At 66.7% G+C, this 13,893-nt stretch carries 14 protein-coding genes and 1 pseudogene; 5 read left to right on the top strand and 10 right to left on the bottom strand.

Features of this window, described 5'->3' with window-relative positions; all coding sequences use genetic code 11:
* Positions 1 to 49 precede the first annotated feature (49 nt).
* The 4 genes from AC07Z7_RS10495 to AC07Z7_RS10480 are packed head-to-tail and all read right to left on the bottom strand — an operon-like array spanning position 50 to position 3,367.
* Complete coding sequence (locus tag AC07Z7_RS10495) at positions 50 to 814, bottom strand: CPBP family intramembrane glutamic endopeptidase (RefSeq protein ID WP_494766219.1); 765 nt, start codon at positions 812 to 814, stop codon at positions 50 to 52.
* Positions 811 to 2,205 (bottom strand): aminopeptidase P N-terminal domain-containing protein, encoded by a 1,395-nt coding sequence (locus AC07Z7_RS10490; protein WP_494766218.1) that lies wholly within the window; start codon positions 2,203 to 2,205, stop codon positions 811 to 813. The genes AC07Z7_RS10495 and AC07Z7_RS10490 overlap by 4 nt, the downstream gene beginning before the upstream one ends.
* Entirely contained in the window at positions 2,202 to 2,981 is a 780-nt protein-coding gene (locus AC07Z7_RS10485; RefSeq protein WP_494766217.1) for a nucleotidyltransferase family protein, read from the bottom strand. The genes AC07Z7_RS10490 and AC07Z7_RS10485 overlap by 4 nt, the downstream gene beginning before the upstream one ends.
* A complete protein-coding gene (locus AC07Z7_RS10480; RefSeq protein WP_494766216.1) occupies positions 2,978 to 3,367 on the bottom strand; it encodes an S-adenosylmethionine decarboxylase family protein in 390 nt (129 codons plus the stop codon). Before AC07Z7_RS10480 ends, AC07Z7_RS10485 begins: the two co-directional genes overlap by 4 nt.
* A 123-nt stretch (positions 3,368 to 3,490) precedes the next feature.
* On the opposite strand from AC07Z7_RS10480, the gene tkt reads away from it, so the two are divergent.
* Entirely contained in the window at positions 3,491 to 5,560 is a 2,070-nt protein-coding gene (tkt, locus tag AC07Z7_RS10475) for a transketolase (protein WP_494766215.1), read from the top strand.
* 88 nt (positions 5,561 to 5,648) lie between these two features.
* Positions 5,649 to 6,647, top strand: a complete 999-nt coding sequence (gap, locus tag AC07Z7_RS10470) for a type I glyceraldehyde-3-phosphate dehydrogenase (protein ID WP_494766214.1) — start codon at positions 5,649 to 5,651, stop codon at positions 6,645 to 6,647.
* A 141-nt stretch (positions 6,648 to 6,788) separates the two neighbouring features.
* On the opposite strand, the gene AC07Z7_RS10465 is transcribed toward gap, so the two are convergent.
* From AC07Z7_RS10465 to AC07Z7_RS10450, 4 genes and pseudogenes are all read right to left on the bottom strand, one after another.
* The gene (locus AC07Z7_RS10465) at positions 6,789 to 7,799 is read right to left on the bottom strand and encodes an aldo/keto reductase (RefSeq protein WP_494766213.1); all 1,011 of its coding nucleotides are present in this window, start codon (positions 7,797 to 7,799) and stop codon (positions 6,789 to 6,791) included.
* A 58-nt stretch (positions 7,800 to 7,857) separates the two neighbouring features.
* Positions 7,858 to 8,067 carry a YdeI/OmpD-associated family protein gene (locus AC07Z7_RS10460; RefSeq protein ID WP_494766212.1) on the bottom strand — a complete coding sequence of 70 codons (210 nt, stop codon included), beginning with the start codon at positions 8,065 to 8,067 and terminating at the stop codon, positions 7,858 to 7,860.
* 137 nt (positions 8,068 to 8,204) lie between these two features.
* Positions 8,205 to 8,465, bottom strand: a pseudogene (locus AC07Z7_RS10455) (YdeI/OmpD-associated family protein); the annotation flags it as partial.
* A gap of 64 nt (positions 8,466 to 8,529) precedes the next feature.
* The gene (locus AC07Z7_RS10450) at positions 8,530 to 9,357 is read right to left on the bottom strand and encodes a sigma-70 family RNA polymerase sigma factor (RefSeq protein ID WP_494766211.1); all 828 of its coding nucleotides are present in this window, start codon (positions 9,355 to 9,357) and stop codon (positions 8,530 to 8,532) included.
* Positions 9,358 to 9,516: 159 nt separating this feature from the next.
* Here AC07Z7_RS10450 and AC07Z7_RS10445 point away from each other — a divergent pair, with 159 nt between their 5' ends.
* The 3 genes from AC07Z7_RS10445 (at position 9,517) to AC07Z7_RS10435 (ending at position 11,979) form a co-directional block, all read left to right on the top strand.
* On the top strand, positions 9,517 to 9,870 hold the full coding sequence (locus AC07Z7_RS10445; RefSeq protein WP_494766210.1) for a FlxA-like family protein: 354 nt from the start codon (positions 9,517 to 9,519) through the stop codon (positions 9,868 to 9,870).
* Positions 9,871 to 9,991: 121 nt separating this feature from the next.
* Positions 9,992 to 11,311 carry a flavin-dependent oxidoreductase gene (locus tag AC07Z7_RS10440; RefSeq protein ID WP_494766209.1) on the top strand — a complete coding sequence of 440 codons (1,320 nt, stop codon included), beginning with the start codon at positions 9,992 to 9,994 and terminating at the stop codon, positions 11,309 to 11,311.
* Positions 11,312 to 11,379: 68 nt separating this feature from the next.
* Complete coding sequence (locus AC07Z7_RS10435) at positions 11,380 to 11,979, top strand: ATP-dependent Clp protease proteolytic subunit (protein ID WP_494766208.1); 600 nt, start codon at positions 11,380 to 11,382, stop codon at positions 11,977 to 11,979.
* A gap of 80 nt (positions 11,980 to 12,059) precedes the next feature.
* Here AC07Z7_RS10435 and AC07Z7_RS10430 read toward each other — a convergent pair whose 3' ends face one another.
* Positions 12,060 to 13,013 (bottom strand): Gfo/Idh/MocA family oxidoreductase, encoded by a 954-nt coding sequence (locus tag AC07Z7_RS10430; RefSeq protein WP_494766207.1) that lies wholly within the window; start codon positions 13,011 to 13,013, stop codon positions 12,060 to 12,062.
* A 13-nt stretch (positions 13,014 to 13,026) separates the two neighbouring features.
* Positions 13,027 to 13,893: a class III extradiol dioxygenase subunit beta gene (locus AC07Z7_RS10425; protein WP_494766206.1), complete on the bottom strand. Its 867-nt coding sequence runs from the start codon at positions 13,891 to 13,893 to the stop codon at positions 13,027 to 13,029.

Below are 13,893 nucleotides of genomic sequence, written 5' to 3'. Positions count from 1 at the left end.
GTTTCAATTCTCACACGAAGCGGTTACATGCGGGTTACCCGCAGCACCGTCACAGCAGAGGATGCGACAACAGGTGCGCCAGCACATGCGCGACGATGGCCGCCTCCAGTCCACGGCGGGCATAGAGCGCACCGGCCAGCAGGCCAAACGCGGCGTTGCCAACCAGCACAAACAGCACCACCGGCGGCGTCAGCACCCCGGCCATGGCCTGGGCGGCTGGCAGGTGCCCCACCGCAAACAACAGGGCGCTGAGCACCACCGCCGCCGCCACCAGCGCCTTGCCGGGCAGGCCCTGCCCACGCTGCACCACGCGCCAGCCCAGCCACAGCAGCAGGGTCATCACGCCCCAGCGCACCAGCAGCTCCTCGGTAATGCCACCGTAAAGCAGCTTGACCACCAGCGGCACCGCGCTGGCGGGGTCGGATGGCTGCAGCGCCTGCGGCGCCACCTGGGCCAGCGCCCACAGCCACGCGGCGCCTGCCACGCCGCCCATCACGCCGGGTGCCACCACCGCGCGCAGTGCAGGGCCCACGGGCCCGCCGCCCAGCCACGCAGACAGCACCGGCGCCTGCAGCCCCACGCGGGGCGCCAGCCACACGCCGATGGCAACGGCCAGCGCCAGCAGCACGGCTGTCTGCAAGCCGCTGAGCAGCAGCACCGCCCACAGGGGCAAGGGCAGCAAGGCCGCATTGGCCTGCAGGGGTGGCTGCAGCGTCCAGACCACGGCCACCACACCGGGCAAGCCCAGCAGCCACAGCAGCGCGCCCAGGCGCCACCCGGGCGAGCGGGCCAGAGCCCCTTGCGCCGCGCTCATCGCATCAGGGCCTCAATCTCGTCGGCCTTGACGGGCACGCCGCGCGTGATCAGCTCACAACCGGTGTCGGTGACGATGGCATCGTCCTCGATGCGGATGCCGATGTGATGGAACTGCTCGGGCACCCCCTCGGCGGGGCGCACATAGATGCCGGGCTCGATGGTCAGCACCATGCCGGGCCGCAGGATGCGGCTGGGCCGGTTGGTGATGGTTTCGCCCGAGAGCGGGTCTTTGCGTTCGCTGGCCTGACCGACCTCGCCGGGCTCCACATAGCTGCCGCAGTCGTGCACATCCATGCCCAGCCAGTGGCCGGTGCGGTGCATGTAGAACTGGAAGTAGGCGCGCTGGTCGATCACGTCCTGTACGGTACCCACCTTGTTCTTGTCGAGCAGGCCCAGGTCCAGCATGCCCTGTGCCAGCACGGCCACCGTGGCATCGTGCGGGTCGTTGAAGCGGGCGCCCGCCTTGGTGGCTGCCACTGCCGCATCCTGGCTGGCCAGCACCAGGTCGTACAGCGCGCGCTGCGGCCCGGTGAACTTGCCGTTGGCCGGGAAGGTGCGCGTGATGTCGCTGGCGTAGCCATGCAGCTCGCAGCCCGCGTCGATCAGCACCAGCTCGCCGGCACGCACGGGCGCGGCATCGGCACGGTAGTGCAGCACGCAGGCGTTGGCCCCGGCGGCCACGATGGAGTTGTAGGCGGGGTACTGCGATCCGTGCTGGCGGAACTCGTGCAGCAGTTCGGCTTCGAGGTGATACTCGCGCACATCCTCTCCGGCGCGCAGCATGCGGGCGGCACGCTGCATGGCGCGGATATGGGCCTGCGCGCTGATGCTGCTGGCGCGGCGCATGATGTCCTGCTCGTAGGCGTCCTTGAACAGACGCATCTCGTCGAGCAGCGTGCACAGGTCGTTCTGCGCGGCGGGGCACAGCGCGCCGTAGCGCACACGCCCGCGCACCACGTTGAGCCAGCCCTCCACGCGTGCGGCCAGACCGCTGTGTGTGGCAAAGGGGTACCAGACGCAGGCCGTGTTTTCGAGCAGGCGCGGCAGCTTGCTGTCCATCTCGGCCATCGAATGTGCGGCGTCCACGCCCAGGGCAGCAGGCGCAGCGGCGGGGCCCAGGCGATAGCCGTCCCAGATTTCGCGCTCCAGGTCCTTGGGCTGGCAGAACAGCGTGCTGCGGCCATCATGCGCCAGCACCAGGCAGGCGCCCGGCTCAGTGAAGCCGGTCAGGTAACAGAAGTAGCTGTCGTGGCGGTACAGAAAGTCCGTATCGCGGTTGCGCGGACGCTCGGGCGCCGTAGGAATGATGGCAATGCCCCCTGGGCCCAGCTGGGCAGCCAGGTGCGCGCGGCGCTGGGCGTAGACGGAAGCAGGCACGGTGGTGGTCATGGGAGGGGGTCGCAAGCAAGGGTGTTGAGTTCGGCCAGCCGTTCGGGCGTGCCCACATCGGTCCAGCGGCCGGTATAGAGCTGCGCGCTGACGCGACCATTGTCCATCGCCCGGCGCAGCAGCGGCGCGAGCGGGGCTTTGATGCCGCCGGGGTTGCACGGCGGGATGTCGCACCAGGGCGCCGCGAACAGCTCGGCGCGCAGCAGGGCGATGGTGCTGTAGGTGTAACGCGGCGCGGGGTCATCGGCGGGCAGGTTCAGCGCCAGGCCGTCGGCCGACAGGCCAAAGTCGCCGCGCGGGTTGTGGGCGGGGTTGGGCACCAGCCACAGATGGGCCAGGTGGGTGCTGGCCTCGAAGGCCGCCACGGCCGCGCTGTCGAACACGAAGTCAGGCGCAAACACGTCGCCCGCCGCGAGCCAGAACACGCCCCCCAGTTGGGGCAGCGCACGCGCGATGCCGCCAGCGGTTTCCAAAGCATCACCAAAGTCCACCCCTTCGTGGGAGTATGAAATTGATAGCTGCTCAGGCTTGCCAGTTGCGCGCGAAGGGCCAAAAACATCTGAAAAACAGTCGCTGATCTGGCTGCCCAGCCAGGCGGTGTTGATCACCGCCCGCCGGACACCCGCATCCCGCAAAGCCTGCAGGTGCCACTGCAGCAGCGGCTGGCCTTGCACCTGCAGCAGAGGCTTGGGCGTGGTGTCGGTCAGGGGGCGCATGCGCTCGCCCCGGCCAGCAGCCAGCAGCAGGGCCGGGACTTGGTGCTGGGCAGGACTCATGCGGCCACCTCACTCACCACACCCCGCTGCAGCGCGTGGCGATCTGCGGTGGTGGGCTGGAACAAGGCCAGCAGCGCGTCCATCAGCGCATGCGCCTTGGCCGAATGGTCGGCGCCGAAATTGCACACATACACATCCAGGGTGACGGCACGCTGCTCGGGCCAGGTGTGCACACACAGGTGCGACTCTGCTAGCAAAACAGTAGCTGTCACCCCGCCAGGGCCGCGCGCAGTGGCCGGAAATTCATGAAACAGCTGCCCCACGGCCTGCAGCCCGGCGGCGCGCACGGCGTCGGTGCAGGCGCCCCCCAGGGCGGCGGCGTCCAGCAGCCAGGCGCTGGCGCAGCGGCAGCCCTGGAGATCGGCGGTGAGGTGCAGTCCTTGCATGGCCCGCACTGTAGTGCATTGCCGCCGTGCCCCGGGGCGTTGCCATGCCAATTCAGGCGGGCGAACGCCGCCCCGGTAAAATGCCGGGTTTCCCCTGAACCTCCCACCCTGAACCACTCCCCCATGGCCAACACCCAGCAATCCCAACAGATGGCAAATGCGATCCGCGCATTGGCCATGGACGCCGTTCAACAAGCCAACTCCGGCCACCCCGGCGCCCCCATGGGCATGGCCGACATGGCTGTGGGCCTGTGGGCTCGCCACCTCAAGCACAACCCCACCAACCCCCAGTGGTTTGACCGCGACCGTTTTGTGCTGAGCAACGGCCACGGCTCGATGCTGATCTATTCGCTGCTGCACCTCACGGGCTACGACCTGCCCATGAACGAGCTGAAAAACTTCCGCCAGCTGCACAGCAAGACCGCCGGCCACCCCGAAGTGGGCATCACCCCCGGCGTGGAAACCACCACCGGCCCGCTGGGCCAGGGCATCACCAACGCCGTGGGCTTTGCGCTGGCCGAAAAACTGCTGGCCGCCGAGTTCAACCGCGAAGGCCATGCCGTGGTGGACCACCACACCTACGCCTTCCTGGGCGACGGCTGCCTGATGGAAGGCATCAGCCACGAAGCCGTGTCTCTGGCAGGCGCCTGGAAGCTCAACAAGCTGATCGCCCTGTACGACGACAACGGCATCAGCATCGACGGCCAGGTCGCTCCCTGGTTTGCAGACAACACCCCCCTGCGTTTTGTGGCCAGCGGCTGGAACGTGATCGGCCCCATCGACGGCCATGACGCCGACAAGGTGGCCACGGCCATCGAAGAAGCCAAGAAGCAGACCGAGCGCCCCACCCTGATCGTCTGCAAGACGCACATCGGCAAGGGCAGCCCCAACCGCGCCAACACCGCCAAGGCCCACGGCGAACCGCTCGGCGCTGAAGAAATCGCCCTGACCCGCGAAGCCCTGGGCTGGACCAGCGAGCCCTTCGTGATTCCCGAAGACGTCTACGCCAGCTGGGATTGCAAGGCCAACGGCCAAAGTGCCGAAGCTGCCTGGAACGACCGCTTTGCCGCCTATAGCAAGGCATTCCCCGAGCTGGCCGCCGAACTCACCCGCCGCATGAACGGCGACCTGCCCGCCAACTTTGCGCAAGTGGCCGTGGACACCGTGGTGGCCGCCCACACCAAGGGCGAAACCGTGGCCAGCCGCAAGGCCAGCCAGCTGGCGCTCGAAGCCTTCACCGCCGCCCTGCCAGAGCTGCTGGGCGGCAGCGCCGACCTGACCGGCTCCAACCTCACCAACACCAAGAGCACGCCCAACCTGCGTTTTGACATGCAAGGCCACGTGGTGAAGAACGAGGCTGGCGTGGGCGGCCGCCACATCAACTACGGCGTGCGCGAATTCGGCATGGCCGCCATCATGAACGGCGTGGCGCTGCACGGTGGCTTCATCCCCTACGGCGGCACCTTCCTGACCTTCAGCGACTACAGCCGCAACGCCATCCGCATGGCCGCGCTGATGAAGCAGCGTGTGATCCACGTGTTCACGCACGACTCCATCGGCCTGGGCGAAGACGGCCCCACGCACCAGTCCATCGAGCATGTGGCCAGCCTGCGCCTGATCCCCAACCTCGATGTCTGGCGCCCTGCCGACACGGCCGAAACCGCCGTAGCCTGGAGCGTGGCCCTCTCCAACCGGAACAAGCCCACCGTGCTGGCCCTGTCGCGCCAGAACCTGCCCTACGCGCCCAAACGCGACCTGGGCGAGATCTCGCGCGGCGCCTATGTGCTGAGCGAGCCCGCCGACGTGGGCATCAAGAAGAAGCCTGTGGCCGTGATCATCGCCACCGGCTCAGAAGTGCAGCTGGCCCTGAAGGCCCAGCGCCTGCTGGCCGACAAGAAGGTGCCGGTGCGCGTGGTCTCCATGCCCAGCACCACCACCTTTGACCGTGAAGACGCCAAGTACAAGAGCAGCGTGCTGCCCGCCGGCGTGCCGCGCGTGGCCGTGGAAATGGGCGTGACCGACGGCTGGTGGAAATACGGCTGCGCTGCCGTGGTGGGCATCGACACCTACGGCGAATCGGCCCCCGCGCCCGTGCTGTTCAAGCACTTCGGCTTCACCGAAGAGAACGTGGCCGATGCCGTGCTGGTCGCCATCGGCGCTGCGCGCCTGAAGCCCGCCAAGAAGGCCCGCTAAAACTTCTCCTGCCCGCTGTGCCCCGATGCCAGCGGGCGTGCAGCGGCAGATTCCCGATTTCGACTTTGCAACTTTGAAGAGGCTCCCTATGACGATCAAGATTGGTATCAACGGCTTTGGCCGCATCGGCCGCAACGTGCTGCGCTCGGCCATCCAGAACTTCAGCGACATCGAAGTCGTGGGCATCAACGACCTGCTGGAGCCCGACTACCTGGCCTACATGCTGCAGTACGACTCGGTGCACGGCCGCTTTGAAGGCACCGTGGCCGTTGAAGGCAACACCCTGATCGTCAACGGCAAGAAGATCCGCCTGACGCAAGAGCGCGACCCCGCCAACCTGAAGTGGAACGAAGTCGGCGCCGAGATCGTGATCGAATCCACCGGCCTGTTCCTGGACAAGGTCACGGCGCAGAAGCACATCGACGCAGGCGCCAAGAAGGTCGTGCTGTCGGCCCCCTCCAAGGACGACACCCCCATGTTCGTGTTCGGCGTGAACCACGACACCTACGCGGGCCAGGCCATCATCTCCAACGCATCGTGCACCACCAACTGCCTGGCCCCCGTGGCCAAGGTGCTGAATGACAAGTGGGGCATCAAGCGCGGCCTGATGACCACCGTGCACGCAGCGACTGCCACGCAAAAGACCGTGGACGGCCCTTCGAACAAAGACTGGCGCGGCGGCCGTGGCATTCTGGAAAACATCATTCCCTCCAGCACTGGCGCTGCCAAGGCCGTGGGCGTGGTGATCCCTGCGCTGAACAAGAAGCTGACCGGCATGTCCTTCCGCGTGCCCACGTCTGACGTGTCGGTGGTGGACCTGACGGTGGAACTGGACAAGGCTGCCACCTACGAAGAAATCAAGGCCGAAATGAAGGCCCAGTCCGAAGGCGCGCTGAAGGGCGTTCTGGGCTACACCGAAGACAAGGTGGTGGCCACCGACTTCCGTGGCGACACCCGCACGTCCATCTTTGACGCTGACGCCGGCATCGCGCTGGACGGCACCTTCGTCAAGGTCGTGAGCTGGTACGACAACGAATGGGGCTACTCGAACAAGTGCCTGGAAATGGTGCGCGTGGTGGCCAAGTAACCACGCCACGGTCCGCTGCGCGGGGCTCCCCCTGCGCAGTGGACACCTCTCAAGATGATGATGACGAAGCGCTAGAAGCAACTACCCTGTTCAAGCCGGTCGCCTGCCAAGGCCACCGGCTTTTTTTTGCCCGGAACTCAATCAGCCCGCAAAAGCCTCGGTGTCCACCTCGCTCGCGTTCTGCGCGTTGTAGCGTGCGCCCACCACCGTGTGCTGGTTGATGAGCCCGTCCAGGCGCTGCATCGTCGCGGCGTCCAGCGTCACATCCACTGCCCCCAGGTCGTCGTGCAGGTGCTCCACACTCGTTGTGCCCGGAATGGGGATGACGTGCTCGCCCCGGTGCAGCAGCCAGGCCAGTGCCAGCTGCGCAGGCGTGCAACCCACATCGCGCGCCACCTGTTGGTAGCCATCCAGCAGCTGCAGGTTGGCGGCGTAGGCCTCGGGCGCAAACCGCGGCATGGCGCGGCGGATGTCCTTGGCGTCCAGGGTACTCACATCGCGCAAGTCCCCGCACAAAAAGCCCCGCGCCACGGGGCTGAAGGCCACAAAGGCCGCGCCCAGCTCGCGGCAGGCGTCCAGCACCGCAATCTCGGGGTTGCGCGTCCACAGCGAATACTCGGTCTGCACCGCCGCGATGGGGTGCACGGCGTGTGCCTTGCGCAGTGTTGTGGCCGACACCTCCGACAAACCAATGCTGCGGATCTTGCCCGCGCGCACCAGATCGGCCAGTGCGCCCACACTGTCTTCAATGGGCACGTTCTTGTCCCAGCGGTGCAGGTAATACAGGTCGATCACATCGGTCTGCAGGCGGCGCAGGCTGTCTTCGCAGGTCTGGCGCAGCGTGGCGGGGCGGCCATCGATCACGCGCACCAGCTTGCCGTCGCCATTCAAGTCCACACCCTGCATGCCACATTTGCTGGCCAGGGTGAAGCGGCTGCGGTGGTGCTTCATCACGCGGCCCACCAGCGTTTCGTTGGCGCCAAAGCCGTACAGCGTGGCGGTGTCGAACAGCGTCACGCCCGCATCGAGTGCGGCCAGCAGCACACGCTCGCCCTGCTCGGCAGACACGGGCGCTCCATAGGCGTGCGAAAGGTTCATGCAGCCCAGGCCGATGGCCGAGACGGAGAAAGGTCCAAGGGTTCTTTGTTGCATGCCGCGAGCTTACGGCAAGCGCGGCAACCCACCGGGTGGCTCGGGCTTGGGGTGGGGTCTAAGGCTTTGCTACAAGTAACCGCTTGGCCCACAGCTCAATGCGCTCGCCCGCAGCGCAGGCAGCCACCAGCTCCGCAAACCGCGCCTCGCGGGTCGCATCGCGCTTGGCCGATGTGACCCAGTGCAGCATGCTCTTGCGGTAGCTGGGCGGTGTGGATTCCTGAAAGAACCGCCACGCGGCCTTGTTGCGCTGGAATGCGCGCAGCATGGGTGCGGGCAGCTCTGCCCCCCCGCCTGCTCGTGCGAGTAGATGGCCGACTTGTCAGCCTTGCGGTGTGCGAAGGCGGCCAGCCCCGCAGGCGTCATGCGGCCCGCCGCCTGCAACTGCTCCACCTTGGCGATGTTGACCGCGCTCCAGATCGACGACGGCTTGCGCGGGGTGAAGCGGATCGAATAGGTGTGCTCGTCAATGCGCCGCCGGATACCATCGATCCAGCCAAAGCACAGGGCTTCATCCACCGACTCTGACCAGCCCATGCTGGGGCGGCCCGAGCCCACCTTGTGAAAACCCACCAGCAACTCCTGCGTGCTGGCGGCATGGCGCTCCAGCCACTGGCGGAACGCCTTCGGGGTGGCAAAGAAGGTGGGGGTGGTCTGGGAGGCCATAGTGCTGCGAACGTCTTTTTGTGCAAGCGGGCGGCTGGCAATTGCTGTTGTGCGGGTGCGTCGGCTAGGCCACCACGCCTTCGTGCGCCAGCTCGGCGCATGGCCCCAGGGGCAACACGCACAGTGTCACGCCGTCGAGCGTGAGCACCAAACCCAGTTGCCCGCCTACCTGCACCACACCACCCGCCGTGGCCCGTGGGCGTCGGGCTTTGCGCTGCAACGGGAGCACGGCATGCACTGCACCATGTATGGCCAATGCACTGACCGGCGGCTGGCGCAGCAGGGCCCACAGACCCTGTGCGTCCCGCGATTGCAGCGACTGCAGGTACAGGCGCAGCACCGCAGGGTCGGCGTCCTTGGATTCATCGCGCCCATCACCACGGCGGGCCTCCTCTTCGGCCCGCCGCAGGCGTTGCAACGCGCGGCGCAATTGCTGGCGGCTGGCAGCTTCCGTCCGGCCGGTAGCCTGCGCCAGCTCGGCGTGGCTGGCATCGAACACCGCATGCAGCAGCACCGCAGCCCCCTCCACGGGCGTCACACACGCCGTCAGTCGCCGCAGCGCGAGCGTGGCTTGCTGCGCCAGCGCGGCATCGGCCTCTGCCGAGGGTGCGACCGAACCGGCAACATCGCCATGCGCGGTCTGCGTGGCTTCGGTCAGCCACTGCGCCATCCACTGGCGCCGCCGCAGGCGGTCGATGGCCAGGTTGCGCACCACCGTCAGCAGCCACGCCTGGGCCGCATTGAGCGCCGGGGTCTGGGCCTCCAGCGCACGCACGTAGGCGTCCTGCACGGCGTCCTCGGCCTCGGTCGGGCCCAGCAGGCGCGAGGCGGCGCGCAGCAGGGTGCTGCGGCTGGCGTTCACCAGCGCCATCAGGTGTTCATCGTTCTGCATCGGGGCATGGTGCCACAGGCTGAAGCCGGCCACACATCGGCAGACAATGGCTCGCAGGCTGTTGTCACTACCTCCGTCACATGGGTTGGCGGCGTTCAACAGCCCGCAGCGCGAGAGGGCCACCAGTCAACTTTCCCTGCGCATTGCCGATAACCAGGGATGCAAATTGGCAGCACCACCTCCTCCACCGGCCCGGTCTCTTCCTCCAGTGGCAGCAGCGACATCGCCAAGCTGCAAAAGCAGCTGCGCGAGCTGACCGAGCAGCTCAAGGGCTTGGCCAGCTCCGACATGGATGCCAAGGCCAAGCAACAGAAGGCCAAGTTGCTGCAGGCCCAAATTCAGATGGTGCAGGCCCAGATCACGGCGATACAGCGCGCGCAACAGCAAGAGCAGCAACGGGCCCAGTCGGCGAAGGCCGAAGGCGCGGCGGCCGGTGCCGCGCAGCAGCAGAAGGCCCCATCGGCAAAGAATCCACCTGCTGGGCTGGGCAACAACGTCGATACCTACGCCTGACAAAACGGCTTTCTGAACGAGTGGCCTCTGCCTGCGGCCCCCGCCCCGGCATGCACCAGCGCCACATTCGCCTGCGGCGTCCGCGACAAGCTCCGCCCGCCATTGCATGGACAATCTCGGCATGTCTGGCGCACCTCCTACCACTTCACACCCCTCTTCCGCCCGCCCCGTCTTGATCGCCGGTGGTGGCATTGGTGGCATGGCCACCGCCCTGACCCTGCACCAGATCGGCGTGCCCTGCGTCGTCTTTGAGTCGGTGCCCGAGCTGCAACCGCTGGGCGTGGGCATCAACCTGCAACCCAACGCCGTGCGGGAACTGCACGACCTGGGGTTTGGCAACGACGTGCTGGACACGATTGGCCTGCAGGCGCGCGAATGGGCGCTGGTAGGACGCAACGGGAACGAGGTGTATGCCGAGCCGCGCGGCCTGGAGGCGGGCTACCACTGGCCGCAGTACTCCGTGCACCGGGGGCAGCTGCAGATGATGCTGTACCACGCCGTCAAAACCCGCCTGGGCGACGACGCCGTACAACTGGGGCAACGGGTGGTGAGCTACCGGCAGGACGCGAATGGCGTCACCGCCATCGTCGAGACACGCGACGGAGAGAAGCGTGAAGTGGCAGGCTCACTGCTGATCGCCGCCGATGGCCTGCACTCGGCCGTGCGGGCGCAAATGCACCCCACGCAGCCGCCCATCCAGTGGGGCGGCGCCATCATGTGGCGGGGCACCACGCCGGGGGTACCGGTGCGCACAGGCGCGTCGTTTGTGGGCGTGGGCTCGTTGCGGCACCGCGTGGTGTTCTACCCCATCACGCCGCCTGACCCGGCCACGGGCCTCGCCACCATCAACTGGATCGCCGAGATCACGGTGGACAACCAGGGCGGCTGGCAGCAGGGCGACTGGAACCGGCGCGTGGCACTGGAGGAGTTCGCGCACCACTTTGACGGCTGGAACTACAGCTGGCTGGACGTGCCCGCCATGCTGCGCGGCGCCAAGGACATTTTTGAGTACCCCATGATCGACCGCGACCCGGTGCCCACCTGGGTGGACGGCCGCGTGGCGCTGCTGGGCGATGCGGCGCATGTGATGTACCCCGTGGGCTCCAACGGTGCCAGCCAGGCCATCGTGGATGCGCGCGTGCTGGGCGCACAGTTCATCGCGCATGGCGTGGGCCCGCAGGCGCTGCGTGCCTATGACGACCAGCTGTGCAAGGACATCTCGGCGCTGGTGCTGCGCAACCGGGGCTCCGGCCCCTTTGGCCTGCTGGGGCTGGTGGACGAGCGCTGCGGCGGGGTGTTCGACCACATCGACGACGTGCTGCCGCGCGAGGAGCGCGAAGGCTTCATGGCCCGCTACAAGGCGGCGGCGGGGTTTGCGATCGAGACGCTGAATGCGGCGCCCCCCACCATTGTGCCGGGGCAGCGCGTGGCCGCAGGCTGAGGGGTGTCACGCCCGGCGTGTCTCGTTCGTCAAGGCAGTCCTGTCACTCTTTTCAAGGACCTGCCCCCATGGACACGCCAGACACCAACACCCCACCCGCCACCCCAGGCTCCGAGCCGCGCACGTCGTACCTGGAAGAAAAGGCCTTCAAGGCCCGCACCCTGCTGGTCTTCGGCACCATCACCGACGCGCTGGCCGCCGATGTGGCGAGGCGGCTGATTGCGCTGGATGCCGAGAGCGCCGAGCCCATCGACATGCTGGTGAGCTCGCCCGGCGGGCACCTGGAGTCGGGCGACACGATGCATGACCTGGTGCGCTTCATCACCGCGCCGGTGAACATGATCGGCACCGGCTGGGTGGGCAGCGCGGCCACGCACCTGTACCTGGCCGCGCCGCACGAGCGGCGGTTCTGCCTGCCCAACACACGTTTTCTGATCCACCAGCCGAGCGGGGGCGCCGGGGGCCCAGCCAGCGACATCGCCATCCAGGCGCAGGAGATCGTGAAAGCCCGCGAGCGCATTGCACGCACCATTGCCCGGCAGACGGGCAAGCCGCTGGAGGTGGTGCTGGCCGACATTGAGCGCGACCACTGGCTGTCGGCCGAAGAGGCGGTGGATTACGGCCTGGTCTCGCGCATCATTGAGAACAAGGCGGCTTTGAAGGGGTGAGGCCGCACACCCCAATCACTATCAAATGAATAGCTGCCAGCGCTTGATGGATAAGCGCCAGCAGCCAATTTGGCTTGCAGTCAGCCTGCGTTGAGCTGCTGCTCCAGATTGTGCAGCACCTGGTAGCACGGCAGCACCTGCGCCACGCTGGCGTTGGGCTCGCGGCCTTCCTTGATGGCGGCAAAGAACTCGCGGTCTTGCAGTTCAATGCCGTTCATCGACACATCGACCTTGCTCACGTCGATCTTCTCTTCCTTGCCGTTCACCAGGTCGTCGTAGCGCGCGATGTAGGTGGCGGTGTCGCCGATGTAGCGGAAGAAGGTGCCCAGCGGGCCGTCGTTGTTGAAGCTCAGGCTCAGCGTGCAGATGGCTCCGTTGGCCGCCTGGAGCTGGATGCTCATGTCCATGGCGATGCCCAGGTCCTTGTGGATGGGTCCCTGGATGGCGTTGGCTTTGACGATGGGGCTGCCCGCCTGGTAGGCGAACAGGTCCACGGTGTGGGCAGCGTGGTGCCACAGCAGGTGGTCCGTCCAGCTGCGGGGCTGGCCCAGGGCGTTCATGTTCGTGCGGCGGAAGAAGTAGGTCTGCACATCCATCTGCTGGATGTTGAACTCGCCGGCCGTGATCTTCTTGTGCACGTACTGGTGGCTGGGGTTGAAGCGGCGCGTGTGGCCACACATGGCCACCAGGCCGGTCTGCTTTTGCAGGGCGACGACTTTCTCGCCATCGGCCAGCACGTCGCACAGCGGGATCTCGACCTGCACATGCTTGCCCGCCTCCAGGCAGGCAATGGTCTGGCTGGCGTGCATCTGCGTGGGTGTGCACAGGATGACGGCGTCCACTTCCTTGATGGCCAGGCTGTCCTTCAGCTCGGTGGTGACATGCTTGATGCCGTACTTGTCGGCCACTTCCTGGGTCTTGGCCAGGTCGCGGCTGATGAGGGAGACGACTTCAACGCCGTCAATGTTTTGGATGCCGTCCAGGTGCTTGATGCCGAAGGCGCCAGCGCCTGCGAGTGCGACTTTGATGGTCATGGTGTGTGTCCTTTTACGTGTTCTCAAGAATCAGATGGCCCACGGCGGTGTTGGACGCTGGCACATGGTAGAAGCGGTGCGCCAGCTTCGGGGGCTTGCCTCCGGCCACGTCGGCCATCGCGCCACGGGCGATGAGCCACATCACCAGCTCGATGCCTTCGCTGCCCGCCTCGCGCACATAGTCGATGTGCGGAATGCTGGCAGCGGCCTCGGGGTCGCTGATGAGCTTGTCGAGGAAGGCGTTGTCGAACTCCTTGTTGATGAGCCCGGCACGCGGGCCCTGCAGCTGGTGGCTCATGCCACCCGTGCCCCAGATGTGCACGTTCAGGTCTTCGTCGTAGCTCTCCACGGCCTTGCGGATGGCCTGGCCCAGGTTGTAGCAGCGGCGGCCGCTGGGCACGGGGTACTGCACCACATTCACGGCGAACGGGATCACCGGGCAGGGCCAGGCGCCCTTCACGGGGTCTTGTTCGCCAAACATCAGCGACAGGGGCACGGTCAGACCGTGGTCCACGGCCATCTTGTTGACGATGGTGAGGTCAAAATCCTGCTGGATGACCGACTGCGCAATGTGTGCGGCCAGGTCAGGGTGGCCGATGACCTTGGGCACGGGGCGCGGGCCAAAACCTTCGTCGGCCACCTCGTACTCGGCGGCGGTGCCGATGGCGAAGGTGGGGATCAGGTCCAGGCTGAAGGCCGTAGCGTGGTCGTTGTAGACCAGGAAGATCACGTCGGGCTTATGGTCCTTGACCCACTGCTTGCCAAAGTCATAGCCCGCGAACACGGGTTTCCAGTAGTCCTCGTGGGTCTTGCCCAGGTCCATGGCCGCGCCAATGGCAGGCACATGCGAGGTGAACACGGAGGCGGTGATTTTGGCCAT

The sequence above is a fragment of the Acidovorax sp. GW101-11A03 genome (assembly GCF_059424825.1).
Note: the sequence above shows the minus strand (reverse complement) of the source record. Positions and strands in the feature narration are given on the sequence as shown.

Excerpts from the sequence above, each read along its gene's own strand:
- AC07Z7_RS10495 (WP_494766219.1), bottom strand. The coding sequence starts at position 814 with ATGAGCGCGGCGCAAGGGGCTCTGGCCCGCTCGCCCGGGTGGCGCCTG.
- AC07Z7_RS10490 (WP_494766218.1), bottom strand. The coding sequence starts at position 2,205 with ATGACCACCACCGTGCCTGCTTCCGTCTACGCCCAGCGCCGCGCGCAC.
- AC07Z7_RS10485 (WP_494766217.1), bottom strand. The coding sequence starts at position 2,981 with ATGAGTCCTGCCCAGCACCAAGTCCCGGCCCTGCTGCTGGCTGCTGGC.
- AC07Z7_RS10480 (WP_494766216.1), bottom strand. The coding sequence starts at position 3,367 with ATGCAAGGACTGCACCTCACCGCCGATCTCCAGGGCTGCCGCTGCGCC.
- tkt (WP_494766215.1), top strand. The coding sequence starts at position 3,491 with ATGGCCAACACCCAGCAATCCCAACAGATGGCAAATGCGATCCGCGCA.
- gap (WP_494766214.1), top strand. The coding sequence starts at position 5,649 with ATGACGATCAAGATTGGTATCAACGGCTTTGGCCGCATCGGCCGCAAC.
- AC07Z7_RS10465 (WP_494766213.1), bottom strand. The coding sequence starts at position 7,799 with ATGCAACAAAGAACCCTTGGACCTTTCTCCGTCTCGGCCATCGGCCTG.
- AC07Z7_RS10460 (WP_494766212.1), bottom strand. The coding sequence starts at position 8,067 with ATGCTGCGCGCATTCCAGCGCAACAAGGCCGCGTGGCGGTTCTTTCAG.
- AC07Z7_RS10450 (WP_494766211.1), bottom strand. The coding sequence starts at position 9,357 with ATGCAGAACGATGAACACCTGATGGCGCTGGTGAACGCCAGCCGCAGC.
- AC07Z7_RS10445 (WP_494766210.1), top strand. The coding sequence starts at position 9,517 with ATGCAAATTGGCAGCACCACCTCCTCCACCGGCCCGGTCTCTTCCTCC.
- AC07Z7_RS10440 (WP_494766209.1), top strand. The coding sequence starts at position 9,992 with ATGTCTGGCGCACCTCCTACCACTTCACACCCCTCTTCCGCCCGCCCC.
- AC07Z7_RS10435 (WP_494766208.1), top strand. The coding sequence starts at position 11,380 with ATGGACACGCCAGACACCAACACCCCACCCGCCACCCCAGGCTCCGAG.
- AC07Z7_RS10430 (WP_494766207.1), bottom strand. The coding sequence starts at position 13,013 with ATGACCATCAAAGTCGCACTCGCAGGCGCTGGCGCCTTCGGCATCAAG.
- AC07Z7_RS10425 (WP_494766206.1), bottom strand. The coding sequence starts at position 13,893 with ATGGCCAAAATCACCGCCTCCGTGTTCACCTCGCATGTGCCTGCCATT.